Origin of the sequence: Streptomyces microflavus (assembly GCF_014650075.1) — a bacterium.
GTDB classification, from domain to species: domain Bacteria; phylum Actinomycetota; class Actinomycetes; order Streptomycetales; family Streptomycetaceae; genus Streptomyces; species Streptomyces microflavus.
Genome location: NZ_BMUG01000023.1, coordinates 1 through 16,180 on the forward strand (window position 1 = coordinate 1; position 16,180 = coordinate 16,180).

Sequence of the window (16,180 nt, forward strand, 5' to 3'; positions counted from 1 at the left end):
CAGGGGGGACCCTGTGGGAGAGTAGGACGCCGCCGAACAATTTTTCCGGGAAAGCCCCGTGCCTTGTGGCACGGGGCTTTTCTGCGTTCTGAACGTCTAGGGTCGAACCATGCGCTACGAACTGGTCATCTTCGACAACGATGGTGTGCTCGTCGACAGTGAGCCGATCGCCAACACCATCCTCGCCGGCTACCTCACCGAACTCGGTCACCCCACCTCGTACGAGGAGTCGCTCCGCGACTACATGGGGGCCGCCGTGCACCGGGTGCACGACCTCGTCGACGAGCGGGGTGGCGAGAAGCTCCCCGCGGACTTCGAGGACATCCTCCAGGCCCGGACCTTCGCCGCCTTCCAGCAGGAGCTGGTGGCGGTGGACGGGACAGAGGAGCTGCTCGGCAAGCTCGTCGCCGATGGGGTCGACTACTGCGTCGCCTCGTCCGGGAGCCACGAGAAGATCCGGGTCGGGCACCGCAGGACCGGGCTCGACCAGTGGTTCGAGGAGGAGTGGATCTTCAGCTCGGAGGATGTCGGGCGGGGCAAGCCGGCGCCGGACCTGTTCCTGCACGCCGCCGAGCGGATGGGTGTCGCGCCGGAGCGGTGCGTCGTCATCGAGGACAGCCCGCTCGGGGTCGAGGCGGCCCGTGCCGCGGGGATGGATGTGTACGGGTTCACGTCGATGATGCCCGCGGACCGGCTGACCGGAGTGACCGGGCACTTCTCGGACATGGCCCAACTCCCGGGACTCCTCGCCTGATCCATCTACCCATGGGTAGATCCTGGGCTTACGCTCGCCGCCATGACAGACGCGGGCTTGCGGCACGGCAGGGCTTCACTGGCGCTGAGCTTCGGCGTCCAGGGGGTGGCGTTCGCACTCCTCGTGACGCGGATCCCCGCCCTTCAGGACCAGTACGGGATATCCGACGGGCTGCTGCCCGTCTTCCTCGCCGCCGTCCCGATCCTGGCGGGCGCCGGCAGCGTACTCACCGAGAAGGTGGTCGCCCGGGTGCGGCCCGGTGTCGTCCTGCGGTGGGCGCAGCCCCTCGTCCTGCTCGCCCTGCTCGGGGTGGGCGCGGGCCGGGAGCTCTGGCACATCGCTGTCGCGCTCGGGGTGTTCGGGCTGGCGGTCGGGGCGCTGGACGCCTCGATGAACATGATGGGCGTCAGCCTGCAGCGGGCGTACGGGCGCAGCATCATGCTCGGCTTCCACGCCGCGTACAGCCTCGGCGGGATCGCCGGGGCGTCCCTGGCGTGGGTCGGGGCGCGCTGGGATCTGTCGTTGTTCGTGTCCTACCTCCCCGTGGTGGCGGTGCTGTTGCCCGCCGTGCTGGTCGGCAGCCGGTGGTACACGGAGGGGAGGAGCCCGGAGAAGGCCGGCGGACCGCCGGCCGCGGGTGGTTCCGTCCCGTTCAAGCTGCTGCTGCCGCTCTGCCTGGTGATGTGCTTCGCGTACATCGGTGACTCGACCGTCTCCAACTGGAGTGCCAAGTACCTTCAGGACGTGCTCGGCAGCTCGGAGCAGATGTCGACCCTTCCGTACAACGTCTACATGGTGACGACGCTGCTGGGCCGGGCCGTCGGGGACCTCGGGGTCCGGCGGTTCGGGGCGGTCGCCGTCGTGCGGGGCGGGAGTCTGCTGGCGGCCGGCGGGTTCGCGGTGGTGGCGGTGGCGCCGGGGGCCTGGGTGGGGATGCTCGGGTTCACCATGCTGGGGCTCGGGCTCTGTGTGATCGTGCCGCAGACCTTCGCGGCGGCCGGGCGGATGTTCCCGGGGAACAGTGATGTCGCCGTGGCCCGGCTGAACATCTTCAACTATGTCGGGTTCCTGGTGGGTTCGCCGCTGGTGGGGGTTCTGGGGGACGCGTGGAGCTACCGGGGCGCCATGCTCGTACCGATGGTTCTGGTGCTGGCGACGCTGGTGTATGCCCGCTCGTTCGCGCCGGAGCCCGCCCGATACGGTGGCGGGCATGAGCGGCCGCACACAGCTGATGTGGGATGACGCAGTTACGGGATACGACTTCGGGGAGAGCCACCCCATGGACCCGGTCCGGCTGGCCCTGACGATGGGGCTGGTGCGGGCGTTCGGGCTGGACGGGGCGGTGGACCTGCGGGCGGCGAGGCCGCTCGGGGATTCGACCCTGCGGCTCGTGCACCGGCAGGACTACGTGTCGGCGGTGCGGGCAGCCTCGGCCGATCCCCGGGCCGCCGACCAGGACTACGGGCTCGGGACGGTGGACGATCCGGCGTTCGAGGGGATGCACGAGGCGTCCGCGCTGATCGCCGGGCTCTCCGTGGGGGCCGCCGAGGCCGTGTGGCGCGGGGAGACCGCGCACGCGGTGAACTTCACCGGGGGGCTGCATCACGCCATGCCGGGGGCGGCCGCCGGGTTCTGCATCTACAACGACCCGGCCCTCGCCATCGCCCGGCTGCTGGAGCTGGGCGCCGAGCGGGTCGCGTACGTGGATGTGGACGTCCACCACGGGGACGGGGTGCAGGCCGCGTTCTGGGAGGACCCCAGGGTGCTGACGATCTCCCTGCACGAGCACCCGCGCACGCTCTTCCCGCAGACGGGGTGGCCGGAGGAGACCGGGGCCGGGGAGGGTGAGGGTTCCGCGGTCAACCTGGCGCTGCCCGCCGGGACCGGGGACGCGGGGTGGCTGCGGGCGTTCCACGCCGTCGTGCCCGAGCTGCTGGCCGATTTCCGGCCGCAGGTGCTCGTCACGCAGCACGGGGCCGACACCCACTTCGAGGACCCGCTCGCCCATCTCGCCGTCTCCCTGGACGCGCAGCGGGCGGTCATGGAGTCCTGTCATGAGCTGGCGCACCGGTACGCGGAGGGCGGGCGGTGGGTGGCGCTCGGCGGGGGCGGGTACGCGGTGGTGGATGTCGTACCGCGGTCGTGGACGCATCTGGTGGGGATCGCCGCGCACGCTCCCGTCGACCCGGAGTCGGTGGTCCCGCCGTCGTGGCGCGACCTTGTCTACGCCCGTACGCGGCAGTTGGGCCCCGGCCGGATGACGGATGGGCGTACGCCTTCCTGGAAGTCCTGGGAGGACGGGTACGACCCGGCGGACCGGCTGGACCAGGCGGTCATCGCGACCCGGAAGGCGGCGTTCCCGCTGCGGGGGCTGCTGGCCTGAGGGGCGTACGCACGGGGGCATTGTGCCGTGCGGTTACGCCAACGGTGGGGCGTACCGGGAATCCCGCCCGGCCGGGCGGGTGGGTACGGCAGCATCCCGAGGGTGTTGAGCACCGGGGCGTTGCGCGCCCATCTGCTGGCGGCCCGGCTGGCCGGGCCCGTGGCCACGCCGCGCGAGAACAGTCTGCGCAGCTACCGGCTGTTCGCGGCGCGGGATCCGCGGGTGATGCTCGGTCTCTCGCCCGAGCGGACCTGGGACGAGCCGGAGCTGCTGCGGCTGATGGCGGACCGGTGCGGGGTCTCGGCCGATCCCGCGCATGTGTCGGGGCCCGACGCGATCGACCCGGAGCGGACGGTGGCCGCGCTGGACGCGTTCGCCGAGCGGCTGGGGCGGGCGGCGGCGCGGCGGGTTCCGGTGCTTCTGGGGACCGGGCATCCGCACCGGCTGCTGGGTTTCTACGCCGGGCTGGCAGACGCCTTGTCGGCGGCGGGGTGTCCTGTTCTCACCCCCGCGCAGGGGAGATGTATCGACATAACGACCCGGTTCGGCGTACGCACGTACAACCTCGACTACGTACGGGGCGTCGCCCTGGTCCGTGAACCCGGGGGGCGGCCTTCGGGTGGTGAAACCGGCGCACACACGCATTCGCCGCTGCCGGTCAGGGTGGCGCTGCAGGACTCGGCGGAGCGGTACGGGGTGCTTCCGGAGCTGGTGATCGGGGATCACGGGTGGGTCTGCGGCGCAGGTCAGCTCGGTATCGAGGCGATCGGGCCGGCGGATACGGACGATCCCGCGCTCTTCGTCGGCGAGGCCGAGGGGCGGGTTTCCGTCGTCGTGCCGCTGGACGACGGGGTCCGGTCGCACTACTACCGGCCACTGACGCGGTACGTGCTCCACCGGGCGGGCCTGCCCTCGTAAGTGGCCTGGTCGTCCCTCCTCTTCCCCACTCGCACCACCCGCCCCTAATCTGGGGAGTGAGCGCACAGCGACGAAGAGTCACCGGAGGGGAAGCCGGTGCGCGTCCGGTGCGGAAGGTACAGGTGGGTCATGGCTGCTGACAACGAGAGGCCTCTCAACGAGGTCAGGTTTCTGACCGTGGCGGAAGTCGCCTCGGTCATGCGAGTGTCGAAGATGACCGTGTACCGCTTGGTGCACAGCGGTCATCTGCCGGCGATCCGGGTGGGCAGGTCCTTCCGGGTGCCGGAGCAAGCGGTTCACGCGTATCTCCGCGAGTCCTTTGTGGGGGTGGAATCAGCCTGAGGCCGCCTTCGGACGGCTGGGGTTTGCCCTCGGATTACGTCCCTCACCCGGTGGCGGGTAGGCTAGGCCGACGTAGGTCGTGTGGGCCCAGACGCCCCGCACCAGTGAAAATGAAGTGAGCGAGGGTAGTCGTGGGCTCTGTTATCAAGAAGCGGCGCAAGCGGATGGCCAAGAAGAAGCACCGCAAGCTGCTCAAGCGCACGCGCGTTCAGCGTCGCAACAAGAAGTAAGCGAACGCAGTTCGTGAGATCCGCAGCCCTTCCGCCGTCCTGGCGGGAGGGCTGCGGTGCGTTTCGGGGCCCGGGGTCGTCACAGGACGGCGTCCACCCGCTACGGTGACGGCCAGGGAAGTTACCGCGGGAAGCAGGTACCGCTTCCCGGTCCGACGGAAGGCGCTGGTCTTGGGGAAGGTCGTCCTCGTCACAGGAGTGGCCCGGCAGCTGGGGGGCCGCTTCGTCCGGCGCGTCCAGCGCGAGCCGGGAGTGGACCGGGTGATCGGCGTCGACGCGGTCGCGCCCTCGCATCCGCTGGGGGACGCTGAGTTCGTCCGCGCGGACATCCGGCAGTCCGCCCTGGCGCGGATCCTGGCCGAGTACGCCGTCGACACGGTCGTGCACCTGGACGTCTCCGGCAAGGCGCTCGGCACCGCCGGCCGGACGGCGATCAAGGAGACCAACGTCATCGGCACCATGCAGCTGCTCGGTGCCTGCCAGAAGTCGCCGACCGTCCAGCGGCTCGTGGTGAAGTCCAGTACGAGTGTGTACGGGTCGGCGCCCCGCGATCCGGCGGTGTTCACCGAGACCACCCCGCCCAAGTCGCTGCCGAGCGGCGGGTTCGCGAAGGACGCGGTGGAGGTCGAGGGGTACGTACGGGGCTTCGCCCGGCGCCGGCCGGACGTCGCGGTGTGCGTGCTGCGGTTCGCCAACATCCTGGGTCCGCGGCCGGACTCGCCGCTCGCGGACTATCTGTCGCTGCCCGTCCTGCCGACCGTCTTCGGCTACGACCCCCGGCTCCAGTTCGTGCACGAGGACGACGTCATCGACGTACTGGGGATCGCGGCAAGTGAGCCGCGGCGCGGGACGCTGAACAGCGGGACCTTCAACATCGCCGGGGACGGTGTGCTGTTGCTCTCGCAGTGCTCGCGGCGGCTGGGGCGGCCGACCGTGCCGGTGCTGCTGCCCGCCGTCACCTGGGTCGGTTCGGCGCTCCGTACGATCGGGATGACCGACTTCTCGCCGGAACAGATCAGGCTGCTGACCCATGGCAGGGTGGTCTCGACCGTGCAGATGCGCGAGACCCTCGGTTTCCGGCCGGAGTTCACCACGGCCGAGACCTTCGCGGAGTTCGCGCGGAGCCGGGGTCCGGGGCTGCTGCCGCCGGAGACGGTGGGCAGGGCGGTGGACCGGCTGGCGGAGCTGCCGCTGCCGGGGGGTGCCGGGCCGCGGGAGCGCGGGGCCGGTGCGGTACAGACGACTCACGGCGCCAGGTAGAGGAGCGCATCCACGATGGCGGACGCCAAGGTCATTCCGTTCGACGACGACCGTTCGCGGTCCGGGTCCGCGTCGCGTCCCGCGCGGCGCCGGACCGGGGCGGGCTCCGGCGGCCGGGGCGACGGCTCCACGGCCCCTGTGAGCGCCCTGCCGGGCGGGCGGCTCCCCGAGTCCCCCTCGGACGGGGCGGAGGGGGCGCAGGACCCCCAGCAGCCTCAGGAGGAGGCGGTGGGCGGGGTGGGTGCGCCGGCCGATGCGGGCGGTGGCTGGGACCGGCGGATCGCGGGCGGGCTGGCGTTCCTGCGGCGGCGGGTCACCGGCGACTACGAGGTCGACGAGTTCGGTTACGACAAGGAGCTCACCGACCAGGTCCTGATGTCGGCGCTCCGGCCGCTGGCGGACAAGTACTTCCGGGTCGAGGTGAAGGGCATCGAGAACATCCCGTCGGACGGCGGGGCGCTCATCGTGGCCAACCACTCCGGGACGCTGCCGCTGGACGGGCTGATGCTCCAGGTCGCGGTGCACGACAACCACCCGGCCGAGCGCCATCTGCGGCTGCTCGCCGCCGATCTGGTCTTCCACCTGCCGGTCGTCAACGAGCTGGCGCGCAAGGCCGGGCACACGCTGGCCTGTGCGGAGGACGCGCAGCGGCTGCTGGAGCTCGGCGAGATCGTCGGGGTGATGCCGGAGGGGTTCAAGGGCATCGGCAAGCCGTTCGGTGACCGTTACAAGCTGCAGCGCTTCGGGCGGGGCGGGTTCGTGTCGACGGCGCTGCGGGCGGGGGCGCCGATCGTGCCGTGCTCGATCGTGGGGGCCGAGGAGATCTATCCGATGATCGGCAACGCGAAGACACTGGCGCGGCTGCTGGGCTTCCCGTACTTCCCGATCACGCCCACGTTCCCGTGGCTGGGGCCGCTGGGCGCGGTGCCGCTGCCGACGAAGTGGACGATCCAGTTCGGTGAGCCGATCCCGACGGACGGCTATCCGCCGGAGGCGGCCGAGGACCCGATGCTGATGTTCAACCTGACGGACCAGGTGCGTGAGCAGATCCAGCACACGCTGTACAAGCTGCTGGTGCAGCGGCGGTCGGTCTTCTTCTGAGGGCTCGGGTACGTGAGAGGGGGCCGGTGCGCGAATCGCGTACCGGCCCCCTCCGACGTATGCCCTACGGCTTGGGCTTGAGGTTCTCCCCGTCGATCCCCAGGCCGGGGAGGAGCCCGGGGAGCAGCGGGGGCAGTGTGACGTCGGGGGCGGGGCGGGGCGGGGTGCTCGGCCGGTCCTCCGGGGACGGCTGGGTGAGGCCGTCCGTGGGGAGGTCGTCGAGCAGTCCGTCCGTACCGCCGTTGAGGAGGCCGTCCTCGGGGGCGGAGCCGGAGGAGCCCGCCGAACCCGAGGGCTTCGGCGCGGTGCTGGAGTCGGTGCGGCCCTCGGAGGGGGCGGGGGGCGCGGGGGCGGGGTCGTCGGTCCGGGGGGATCCGGTGTCCGGTGTGGTGGAGTCGGAGCGCCCGGTGTCCTCGCTGCCGCCCGGGGTGCGGGGGAGGAGGGACTGGAGCGGGGCGACGTCGTCCTCTATGGCCTCGAAGACCGAGCTGACCTGGTCGCGGATGTCGGTGAGCTGGACGGGCAGCCGGTCGCGGATGCTGCTCCAGGTGGAGCGGTGCGAGCGGGAGAAGGTGTCCAGGGTCTGCATGGGGCCGATGGAGCCGTCGCGCTGGTAGGCGGAGTGGAGCAGGCGGTGGCCCTCGGAGGCGTCGTGGGACATGCCGTTGAGTGCGCGTCTGACGGCGCCGAGGGATTCGTGGTCCAGCTCGCCGGAGCGGCCGCGCTCCATGAGTCTGCGGGCCTCGCTGAGCCGGGTGGACGCCTGGTCGAGGTAGACCTCGCCGCGGTCGGCGTCGCCCTTGGCCATGCCGAGGCTGATGTCCTCCATCCCGCGCTTCAGCCCGTACAGCGAGTCACCGGGCAGGGCGTCGGAGCTGGCAGCGGCCACTCCGCCGAACGCGCCGGCTGCCACACCCACGGTGAGCCCACCGGCGGTGAGCCCTTTCGCCCAGCGGGAGCGGGGACGCAGTTTGCGCAGTGGTGAGGCCCGGTGGGCCCCCTTGCCCCGTTGCACGGGCACCGTAGGGCCCGTCGATGCGCCGCCCTCGGCGAACATGGCCTCCATGGCCGCGACGAGCTGGGCTCGCTGCACCACTTTGACCTCGGGGTCCAACTGCGGCTTCGGTAGCTCACCGAGGCCGTTCGCCAGGGCCAACAGCGGTCCGGGGTCGGCCTGGTCGGCCGGTTCCTCGGGCTGTACGGCCGCCGCACCCTGGGGGTTCTGCTCCTCCAGGGCCTGGGCGAAGGCGTTCGCCCGCCGGTGTGCCGAAACGTTTGCGATCACTGGCGGCACCTCCTCTCGTCATGACGGTCGACTCCCCTGGCGGTCCGGAAGGTTGCACACCTTGAGCGTTTCCACTCGATGGAGTGAGTGGCTACGGACATGGGGTGACGACAGGGGGCCTGCAACCGGCACAACGAGTCGCTCGGCACTTGGGTTACGCACGAAAGATGATCGGACCAGTGCGTAAGGGGACGGTTACTTCCGGTCAGCGGGCGTCGTCCGGCAGGAGCCGGGCGAGCGTCCGGACGGCGCGGTACTGCAAGGTCTTGATCGCGCCTTCGTTCTTTCCCATCACCCGGGCCGTCTCGGCGACCGAGAGGCCTTGCAGGAAGCGGAGCGTGACGCACTCCTGCTGCTGTGGATTGAGTCGGCGCACGGCCTGGAGCAGTGCGGCGTTGGAGAGGGACTCCAGGACGGAGTCCTCGGGGGAGCGCGCCACCTCGTTGGCGTCGAGCATTTCGCCGGTGGTCACTTCCAGTCGGAACCGACTGGATTTGAAGTGGTCGGCGACCAGGTTGCGAGCGATGGTGACCAGCCAGGCGCCGAAGTCACGGCCCTGCCAGGTGAACGTGGAGATACGGCGCAGCGCGCGGAGGAAGGTCTCACTGGTGAGGTCCTCCGCGGTCGCCTTGCCGCCCACGCGGTAGTAGATGTACCGGTACACGGTGTCGCTGTACTGGTCGTACAGGCGGCCGAAGGCGTCGGCCTCGCCGGCCTGCGCGCGCTCGACGAGATCCATCATGCGCGCGCTGTCGCTGTCCGCCGTGGGACGGCGGACGGTCGACGTGGTCGAGGCGGCGCGGGTAGTGCGTCTTCCGACCGCCGCACTGCGTTCGGCCATGGCGTAGCAGGGGCCGGCAGGTGCAGGGGTGGCAAAGGCGGGGACGGCGTACGCGGTGGGGACGAAGCCGCGCAAGCGGTCAATGACCGATGCACGCAGCGTAGCCAGGCCCGAGGCGTCAACCCCGACGTGTGGGTACACGGGACTCCCAGAGGCAGAGCTTCCATCACGAGCAGTTCGAAAAACGTCACTCGTCGTAGCGAGCGGCGGTCTCCGTGATGCGTCTGAGGAGAATAACGCTTCGTGCAGGCGGCGCTACACCCAGTTGCCTAAATCATCGATTACGTCGTTTCTTGTATCACTAAGTGACGCATCGAGCAGCACATCGTGATCAGTTATTGATCGGATTGCTTCGTGATCTGTCGCTCTGCCGCTCTCGCGCTGTGGTCAGCGGCGGCGGCGGTGCAGGGCGAGAGCGGCGGCGGTGCCGCCCGCCAGTGCGCCGACCCCGGCCGCGGCGGGGATGCCGACCTTGGCCGCCTTGCGGCCGGTGCGGTAGTCGCGCAGCCGCCAGTCCAGGGCGCGGGCGTGCTTGCGGAGCTTGGTGTCCGGGTTGATCGCGTAGGGGTGGCCGACCAGCGAGAGCATCGGGATGTCGTTGTGCGAGTCGCTGTAGGCGGCGCAGCGTTCCAGGTCCAGCCCCTCGGCCGCCGCCAGGGCGCGTACGGCCTCGGCCTTGGCGGGGCCGTGCAGCGGCTCGCCCACCAGGCGGCCGGTGTAGACGCCGTCGACCGATTCGGCGACGGTGCCGAGCGCGCCGGTCAGGCCGAGCCGGCGGGCGATGATGGTGGCGGTCTCCACCGGGGCGGCGGTGACCAGCCAGACGCGCTGGCCGGCGTCCAGGTGGGCCTGGGCCAGGGCGCGGGTGCCGGGCCAGATGCGGTCGGCCATGTACTCGTCGTAGATCTCCTCGCCGATGGACATCAGCTCGGAGACGCGGTGGCCCTTGACGATGGAGAGCGCGCTGTCGCGGGCGTCCTGCATGTGCTCGGGGTCCTCGACACCGGCCAGCCGGAACCACGCCTGCTGCCACGCGAACCGGGTGAGCTCGCGGCGCTCGAAGAACTTCCGCTTGTACAGGCCCCGGCCGAAGTGGAAGATCGCGGCGCCCTGCATGACGGTGTTGTCGAGGTCGAAGAAGGCGGCGGCGCGGTCGTCGCCGGCGACGGGGAACGCGGGCTCCTCGGGTGCCTGTTCGGGGGCTCCGGTCAGGAGGGCGGATTCGTCCTCGGCCGAGGTCTTGCGTGCGGCCTCGGCCGCGGCCTCGCCTGCCAGGACGCTCCGTGCAGTCGCGGAACGCCTACGGGGTGTGAGCCATCCAAGAGCGGCCATGCGGTGAGCATAGCCAGTCCGTCCGTACGTGCCCGACCTGCCGGGATGCGACGGCGTGAACTCTGCGGGGCCGAATCGTTAATCGGGCGATTCCGGGCGGTCCGCCGGTGGTGCGGACAGGCGCAGAATGAGGGGCATGAGTGCTCTGCTGCGTCGTACGAAGAAGAGGCCCGCCGACCGGGTGGTCACCCTCGTGGGGAAGCCCGGATGTCATCTGTGCGAGGACGCTCGGGCGGTGGTGAGTGCGGTCTGCGAGGAGACCGGTGCGTCGTGGGTGGAGAAGGACATCACGCAGGACGAGGAGCTGTACAAGGAGTACTGGGAGCAGATTCCGGTGGTGCTGATCGATGACGAACAGCACACGTTCTGGCGGGTGGACCCCGGGAGGCTGCGCAAGGCACTGGGTGCGTGAGTGAAACTCGGTTAACATCATGGGCGTTTTGAGTGGTCTCGGGGGCGTAGACATGAGGAGTGTGTACCGCTTTGCCCTCTTCGAGGCTGCAACGGGCTGATGCGGTCCTTGGTTCCGGGATCGCACGGGCAATGTGCGTGACCCCGGTCACTTTGACCGGACAAAACGGACACCATCTTTGTGCACGCGTTCACAAAGACATAGCCTGCATTCGACGGGGCGGTCCTGGGACATACGGCCGCCTGCAGCCCCGCTCATCCCGCAGGAGCACCGTGGCAACTGGCCGAACTCACCGACCGGCGACCCGTAGCCGAGGAATTCCCGAGGCCACCGTCGCCCGACTTCCGCTGTATCTGCGCGCACTCACCGCGCTCTCCGAGCGATCCGTTCCCACGGTCTCCTCGGAGGAGCTGGCCACCGCGGCCGGGGTCAACTCCGCGAAGCTGCGCAAGGACTTCAGCTACCTGGGGTCCTACGGCACCCGCGGTGTCGGGTACGACGTCGAGTATCTCGTCTACCAGATCTCCCGCGAGCTCGGCCTCACCCAGGACTGGCCGGTCGCCATCGTCGGCATCGGCAACCTCGGCGCGGCCCTCGCCAACTACGGCGGCTTCGCCTCCCGCGGCTTCCGGGTCGCCGCGCTGATCGACGCCGACCCCGCCATGGCCGGTACGCCGGTGGCCGGGATCGCCGTCCAGCACACCGACGACCTGGACCGGATCATCAGCGACAACGGTGTGTCCATCGGCGTGATCACCACCCCGCCCGGCGCCGCCCAGCAGGTCTGCGACCGGCTCGTGGCCGCGGGTGTGACCTCCATCCTGAACTTCGCGCCGACCGTTCTCTCGGTGCCCGAGGGCGTCGACGTACGCAAGGTCGACCTCTCCATCGAGCTCCAGATCCTGGCCTTCCACGAGCAGCGCAAGGCCGGGGAGGACGCGCCCCCGGAGGGCGACGACCCCGAGGCCCCGCCGATGCGTGCCACGCCCGCGAGCCGGAAGGGACCCGACGGGGACATGCCCGCCGTGATGCCGGCATGAGCCTCCTCGTCGTCGGACTGAGCCACCGCAGCGCCCCCGTCTCCGTACTGGAGCGGGCCTCCCTCGCTGCCGACACCCAGGCCAAGCTGCTCCAGGACACCCTCGCCGCGGAACCCGCGACCGAGGCCGCCGTGCTGGCCACCTGCAACCGCATCGAGCTGTACGCGGACGTGGACAAGTTCCACGCGGGCGTCGCCGAGCTCTCCACCCTGCTCGCCCAGCACAGCGGCGTCGGGCTGGACGAGCTCACTCCGTATCTCTATGTGCACTACGAGGACCGGGCCGTCCACCACCTCTTCTCGGTGGCCTGCGGCCTGGACTCGATGGTCGTCGGCGAGGGCCAGATCCTCGGCCAGATCAAGGACGCGCTCGCGCGCGGCCAGGAGCTGCACACCGCCGGACGGCTGCTCAACGACCTCTTCCAGCAGGCCCTGCGGGTCGGCAAGCGCGCCCACAGCGAGACCGGCATCGACCGGGCCGGGCAGTCGCTCGTCTCCTTCGGGCTCCAGCAGCTCGCCGCCGGGGCCGACCCGGGCCTCTGGGCCCGGGGCAAGCGCGCCCTGGTGATCGGTGCGGGCTCGATGTCCTCGCTGGCCGCCGCCACCCTGGCCAGGACAGGGGTCGCCGAGATCGTCGTCGCCAACCGGACCCGCTCCCGCGCCGACCGGCTGGTGGAGATCCTCCAGCAGGGCGACGACACCACCGTTCGCGCCCACGCCGTCGAGATGTCCGCGGTCGGCGACGAACTGACACGTGCCGACGTCGTCGTCTCCTGCACCGGTGCCACCGGCCTCGTGCTCACCGCCGACGCCCTCGCGGACGCCCTCGGCGTCACCCTGGACACCTCGGCCGAGCCGGAGGCCGTGACGGCCGCCCCGGCCCCGGCCGACGTCGACCAGCACGCCGCCTGGGTGGAGAACGGTTCCGCCACCTCCGCCCCGGCCGCCCCGCGCCGCGTCGTCCTGCCCGCGCAGTCCACCGGACCGGTGAGGCTCGCGCTGCTCGACCTCGCCATGCCGCGCGACATCGACGGCGCCGCCCACCGCATCGACGGGGTGCGCCTCGTCGACATCGAGTCGCTCGCCGACGCCTCCGCCGATGCCCCGATGGCCGCCGACGTGGACCAGGTGCGCACGATCGTCGCCGACGAGGTGGCCGCCTTCGGCGCCGCCCAGCGCGCCGCCCATGTCGCGCCGACCGTGGTCGCCCTGCGCACCATGGCCGCCGACGTCGTCGCCGGCGAGATCGCCCGGCTGGACGGCCGCCTCCCCGACCTGGACGAGAAGCAGCGCGCCGAGATCACCCAGACCGTGCGCCGCGTCGTCGACAAACTCCTGCACGCGCCCACCGTGCGGGTCAAACAGCTGGCCAGCGAGCCCGGCGGCGCCGGGTACGCGGACGCGCTGCGCGAACTCTTCGACCTCGACCCGCAGACGGTGGCCGCCGTCTCCCGGGCAGACCTGAACGACCCGAATAGAGGGCGGTCATGACCGACAACTCATCGCCGGGCGCGCGGAGTTCCGCGCCGCTCCGGCTGGGCACCCGGCGCTCCAAGCTCGCCATGGCCCAGTCCGGCCTCGTCGCCGAGGCGGTCCGCGAGGTGACCGGGCGCGCCGTCGAGCTCGTCGAGATCACCACGTACGGGGACACCTCCCGCGAGCACCTGGCGCAGATCGGCGGCACCGGTGTGTTCGTCGCGGCCCTGCGCGAGGCGCTGCTGCGGGGCGAGGTGGACTTCGCCGTCCACTCGCTCAAGGACCTGCCGACCAGCCAGCCCGACGACCTCGTGCTGGCGGCCGTGCCGCCGCGCGAGGACCCGCGCGACGCCCTGGTGGCCCGCGACGGGCTGACCTTCCAGCAGCTGCCCGACGGCGCCCGCATCGGCACCGGCTCGCCGCGCCGCATGGCGCAGCTCAACGCGTACGCCCGCTCCCACGGCCTGCGGATCGAGACCGTCCCCATCCGGGGCAACGTCGACACGCGGATCGGGTTCGTGCGGGACGGGGAGCTCGACGCGGTGGTTCTCGCCGCCGCCGGGCTCAGCCGTCTGGGCCGGACCGGTGAGGTGACCGACTTCCTGCCGGTCGACACCATTTTGCCCGCTCCCGGCCAGGGAGCACTGGCGATCGAGTGCGCTGCCACAAGCGCCGACCTCGCCGCCGCGCTCGCCGAGCTCGACGACCCGTACACCCGGGTCGCCGTGACCGCCGAACGTGCCCTGCTCGCCGCCCTGGAGGCCGGCTGCTCCGCACCTGTGGGTGCGCTGGCCGACCTCCTGGTCGACGGACAGGTTGTCAACGAACTGCGCCTGCGCGGAGTCGTCGGTTCCACCGACGGTTCCTCGCTGGTACAGCTGTCCACCACCGGTCCCGTCCCCACGTCGCACGACGACGCGGCGGCCCTTGGTCGCGAACTCGCGGCCGAGATGCTCGCCAAGGGTGCGGCCGGTCTTATGGGGGAGCGAGCACTTTGAGCCCCACCGGCCCCGCCGCATCCGACTTTCCTGCCCTGTCCCCACAAGGTCAGGTCACCTTCCTCGGCGCCGGTCCCGGCGACCCGGGACTGCTGACGCTGCGCGCCGTCGAGGCGCTTGCGAGCGCGGACGTCCTTGTCGCCGAACCGGACGTTCTCGACGTCGTTCGCGGTCATGCGCGGGCAGGCGTAAGCACGCCTGAGCTGACGGTTGTTGACGTGTCGTCAACAGCCGTCGGGGTACCCGTTCTCAGGGATGCGGCCAATCTTGTCATGGAGGCCGCGAAGGGCGGCAGGCGGGTGGTCCGTGCTGTCGCGGGCGACCCGGGCCTGGACGGCAACGCGGGCGTGGAGATGCTCGCCTGCGCCGCCGCCGGGGTGCCCTTCGAGGTCGTCCCGGGCGTCGCGAACGCCGTCGGCGTGCCCGCGTACGCCGGGGTGCCGCTGCGTGACGCGCAGGGTGCCGACGTGCGCTTCGTCGACGCCCGTACCGCCTCCGACCGGTGCTGGAGCGAGGTCGGCGCGAGCGATGCGACCGCCGTCGTCTCCACCACGCTGGACTCGGTCGCGGCCGCCGCCGGTGAGCTGGTCTCCGCGGGCCGCAAGCCCGACACCCCGCTCACGGTGACGATCGGCGGCACCACCACCCGCCAGCGGACCTGGACGGCGACCCTCGGGACGATCGCCCAGACCCTCAAGCAGGCGAAGGTGCTGCCCTCCCCGGAGGGGCACCGGCCGGTCATAGCCGTGGTCGGTGAGCGCAGCTCCGCCGCCCAGCGCGACCAGCTCGCGTGGTTCGAGTCCAAGCCGCTGTTCGGCTGGAAGGTGCTCGTGCCGCGTACGAAGGAGCAGGCCGCGTCGCTCTCCGACCAGCTCCGTTCCTACGGTGCGGTGCCGCACGAGGTCCCGACGATCGCCGTCGAGCCGCCGCGTACGCCCCAGCAGATGGAGCGCGCGGTCAAGGGCCTGGTCACCGGGCGCTACGAGTGGATCGCCTTCACCAGCGTCAACGCCGTCAAGGCGGTGCGGGAGAAGTTCGAGGAGTACGGGCTGGACGCCCGTGCGTTCGCCGGGATCAAGGTCGCGGCCGTCGGTGAGCAGACCGCCGCCGCCCTGGTCGACTTCGGTGTGAAGCCGGACCTGGTGCCCTCCGGTGAGCAGTCCGCCGCCGGGCTGCTGGAGGACTGGCCGCCCTACGACCCGGTCTTCGACCCGATCGACCGGGTGTTCCTGCCGCGCGCCGACATCGCCACCGAGACCCTGGTGGCCGGGCTGATCGAGCTGGGCTGGGAGGTCGACGACGTCACCGCGTACCGCACGGTCCGCGCCTCGCCGCCGCCGGCCGACACCCGTGAGGCGATCAAGGGCGGCGGCTTCGACGCGGTCCTGTTCACCTCGTCCTCGACCGTCCGCAACCTGGTCGGGATCGCGGGCAAGCCGCACAACGTGACCGTCATCGCGTGTATCGGCCCGGCCACCGCGAAGACCGCCGAGGAGCACGGCCTGCGCGTGGACGTCCTGTCCCCGGAGCCGTCCGTGCACAAGCTCGCCGAGGCGCTCTCCGCCTTCGGTGCGCAGCGGCGGGACGCGGCGAAGGAGGCCGGCGACCCGGTGACCCGGCCGAGCGAGCGCCGCCCGGGTGCGCGCAGGCGCCGGACGACGACGTAACAGCAGTACGCAGCAGTACGAGGATGAGTGGGCCCGGTCGCTTCGGCGGCCGGGCCCGCCGCCGTTCGCGGGCCCTTTCGGGGGGCCTTTTCCGGCACGGGTGTCGGTAAGAGGGTGATGTGGGCGGGTCTATCGTCGGAGG

At 71.2% G+C, this 16,180-nt stretch carries 16 protein-coding genes; 13 read left to right on the forward strand and 3 right to left on the reverse strand.

Annotated features, from left to right (window positions below; all coding sequences use genetic code 11):
• Positions 1-109 precede the first annotated feature (109 nt).
• The 8 genes from IE264_RS37125 to IE264_RS37160 all read left to right on the forward strand — a co-directional run bounded on the left by IE264_RS37125 (position 110) and on the right by IE264_RS37160 (position 6,988).
• Complete coding sequence (locus IE264_RS37125) at positions 110-754, forward strand: HAD family hydrolase (protein WP_032760899.1); 645 nt, start codon at positions 110-112, stop codon at positions 752-754.
• 42 nt (positions 755-796) lie between these two features.
• Entirely contained in the window at positions 797-1,996 is a 1,200-nt protein-coding gene (locus IE264_RS37130) for an MFS transporter (RefSeq protein ID WP_032760898.1), read from the forward strand.
• Positions 1,965-3,137, forward strand: a complete 1,173-nt coding sequence (locus tag IE264_RS37135; RefSeq protein ID WP_032760904.1) for an acetoin utilization protein AcuC — start codon at positions 1,965-1,967, stop codon at positions 3,135-3,137. The genes IE264_RS37130 and IE264_RS37135 overlap by 32 nt, the downstream gene beginning before the upstream one ends.
• A gap of 102 nt (positions 3,138-3,239) precedes the next feature.
• Positions 3,240-4,055: a phosphatase gene (locus IE264_RS37140; RefSeq protein ID WP_032760897.1), complete on the forward strand. Its 816-nt coding sequence runs from the start codon at positions 3,240-3,242 to the stop codon at positions 4,053-4,055.
• Between the two features lie 129 nt (positions 4,056-4,184).
• Entirely contained in the window at positions 4,185-4,397 is a 213-nt protein-coding gene (locus IE264_RS37145; RefSeq protein ID WP_015609302.1) for a helix-turn-helix domain-containing protein, read from the forward strand.
• Positions 4,398-4,528: 131 nt separating this feature from the next.
• The gene (locus IE264_RS37150; RefSeq protein WP_003948845.1) at positions 4,529-4,627 is read left to right on the forward strand and encodes a 30S ribosomal protein bS22; all 99 of its coding nucleotides are present in this window, start codon (positions 4,529-4,531) and stop codon (positions 4,625-4,627) included.
• 171 nt (positions 4,628-4,798) lie between these two features.
• Positions 4,799-5,887 (forward strand): NAD-dependent epimerase/dehydratase family protein, encoded by a 1,089-nt coding sequence (locus IE264_RS37155; RefSeq protein ID WP_032760896.1) that lies wholly within the window; start codon positions 4,799-4,801, stop codon positions 5,885-5,887.
• Positions 5,888-5,902: 15 nt separating this feature from the next.
• A complete protein-coding gene (locus IE264_RS37160) occupies positions 5,903-6,988 on the forward strand; it encodes a lysophospholipid acyltransferase family protein (RefSeq protein ID WP_032760895.1) in 1,086 nt (361 codons plus the stop codon).
• A 64-nt stretch (positions 6,989-7,052) separates the two neighbouring features.
• Here the strand turns inward: IE264_RS37160 and IE264_RS37165 are convergent, their stop codons facing one another.
• From IE264_RS37165 to IE264_RS37175, 3 genes are all read right to left on the reverse strand, one after another.
• Positions 7,053-8,273, reverse strand: a complete 1,221-nt coding sequence (locus tag IE264_RS37165) for a DUF5667 domain-containing protein (RefSeq protein ID WP_015609299.1) — start codon at positions 8,271-8,273, stop codon at positions 7,053-7,055.
• Positions 8,274-8,478: 205 nt separating this feature from the next.
• The gene (locus IE264_RS37170) at positions 8,479-9,255 is read right to left on the reverse strand and encodes an ECF subfamily RNA polymerase sigma factor, BldN family (protein ID WP_015609298.1); all 777 of its coding nucleotides are present in this window, start codon (positions 9,253-9,255) and stop codon (positions 8,479-8,481) included.
• A gap of 246 nt (positions 9,256-9,501) precedes the next feature.
• Positions 9,502-10,446 (reverse strand): HAD family hydrolase, encoded by a 945-nt coding sequence (locus IE264_RS37175; protein ID WP_015609297.1) that lies wholly within the window; start codon positions 10,444-10,446, stop codon positions 9,502-9,504.
• A 136-nt stretch (positions 10,447-10,582) separates the two neighbouring features.
• Between IE264_RS37175 and IE264_RS37180 the strand changes: the two genes are divergently transcribed.
• From IE264_RS37180 to IE264_RS37200, 5 genes are all read left to right on the forward strand, one after another.
• Entirely contained in the window at positions 10,583-10,858 is a 276-nt protein-coding gene (locus IE264_RS37180; protein WP_031126364.1) for a glutaredoxin family protein, read from the forward strand.
• Between the two features lie 272 nt (positions 10,859-11,130).
• On the forward strand, positions 11,131-11,898 hold the full coding sequence (locus IE264_RS37185; protein WP_031126363.1) for a redox-sensing transcriptional repressor Rex: 768 nt from the start codon (positions 11,131-11,133) through the stop codon (positions 11,896-11,898).
• Positions 11,895-13,388, forward strand: a complete 1,494-nt coding sequence (locus IE264_RS37190; RefSeq protein WP_015609294.1) for a glutamyl-tRNA reductase — start codon at positions 11,895-11,897, stop codon at positions 13,386-13,388. The genes IE264_RS37185 and IE264_RS37190 overlap by 4 nt, the downstream gene beginning before the upstream one ends.
• Positions 13,385-14,371: a hydroxymethylbilane synthase gene (gene hemC, locus IE264_RS37195; RefSeq protein ID WP_015609293.1), complete on the forward strand. Its 987-nt coding sequence runs from the start codon at positions 13,385-13,387 to the stop codon at positions 14,369-14,371. Before IE264_RS37190 ends, hemC begins: the two co-directional genes overlap by 4 nt.
• Positions 14,368-16,038: a bifunctional uroporphyrinogen-III C-methyltransferase/uroporphyrinogen-III synthase gene (locus tag IE264_RS37200; RefSeq protein WP_015609292.1), complete on the forward strand. Its 1,671-nt coding sequence runs from the start codon at positions 14,368-14,370 to the stop codon at positions 16,036-16,038. The genes hemC and IE264_RS37200 overlap by 4 nt, the downstream gene beginning before the upstream one ends.
• Positions 16,039-16,180 lie beyond the last annotated feature (142 nt).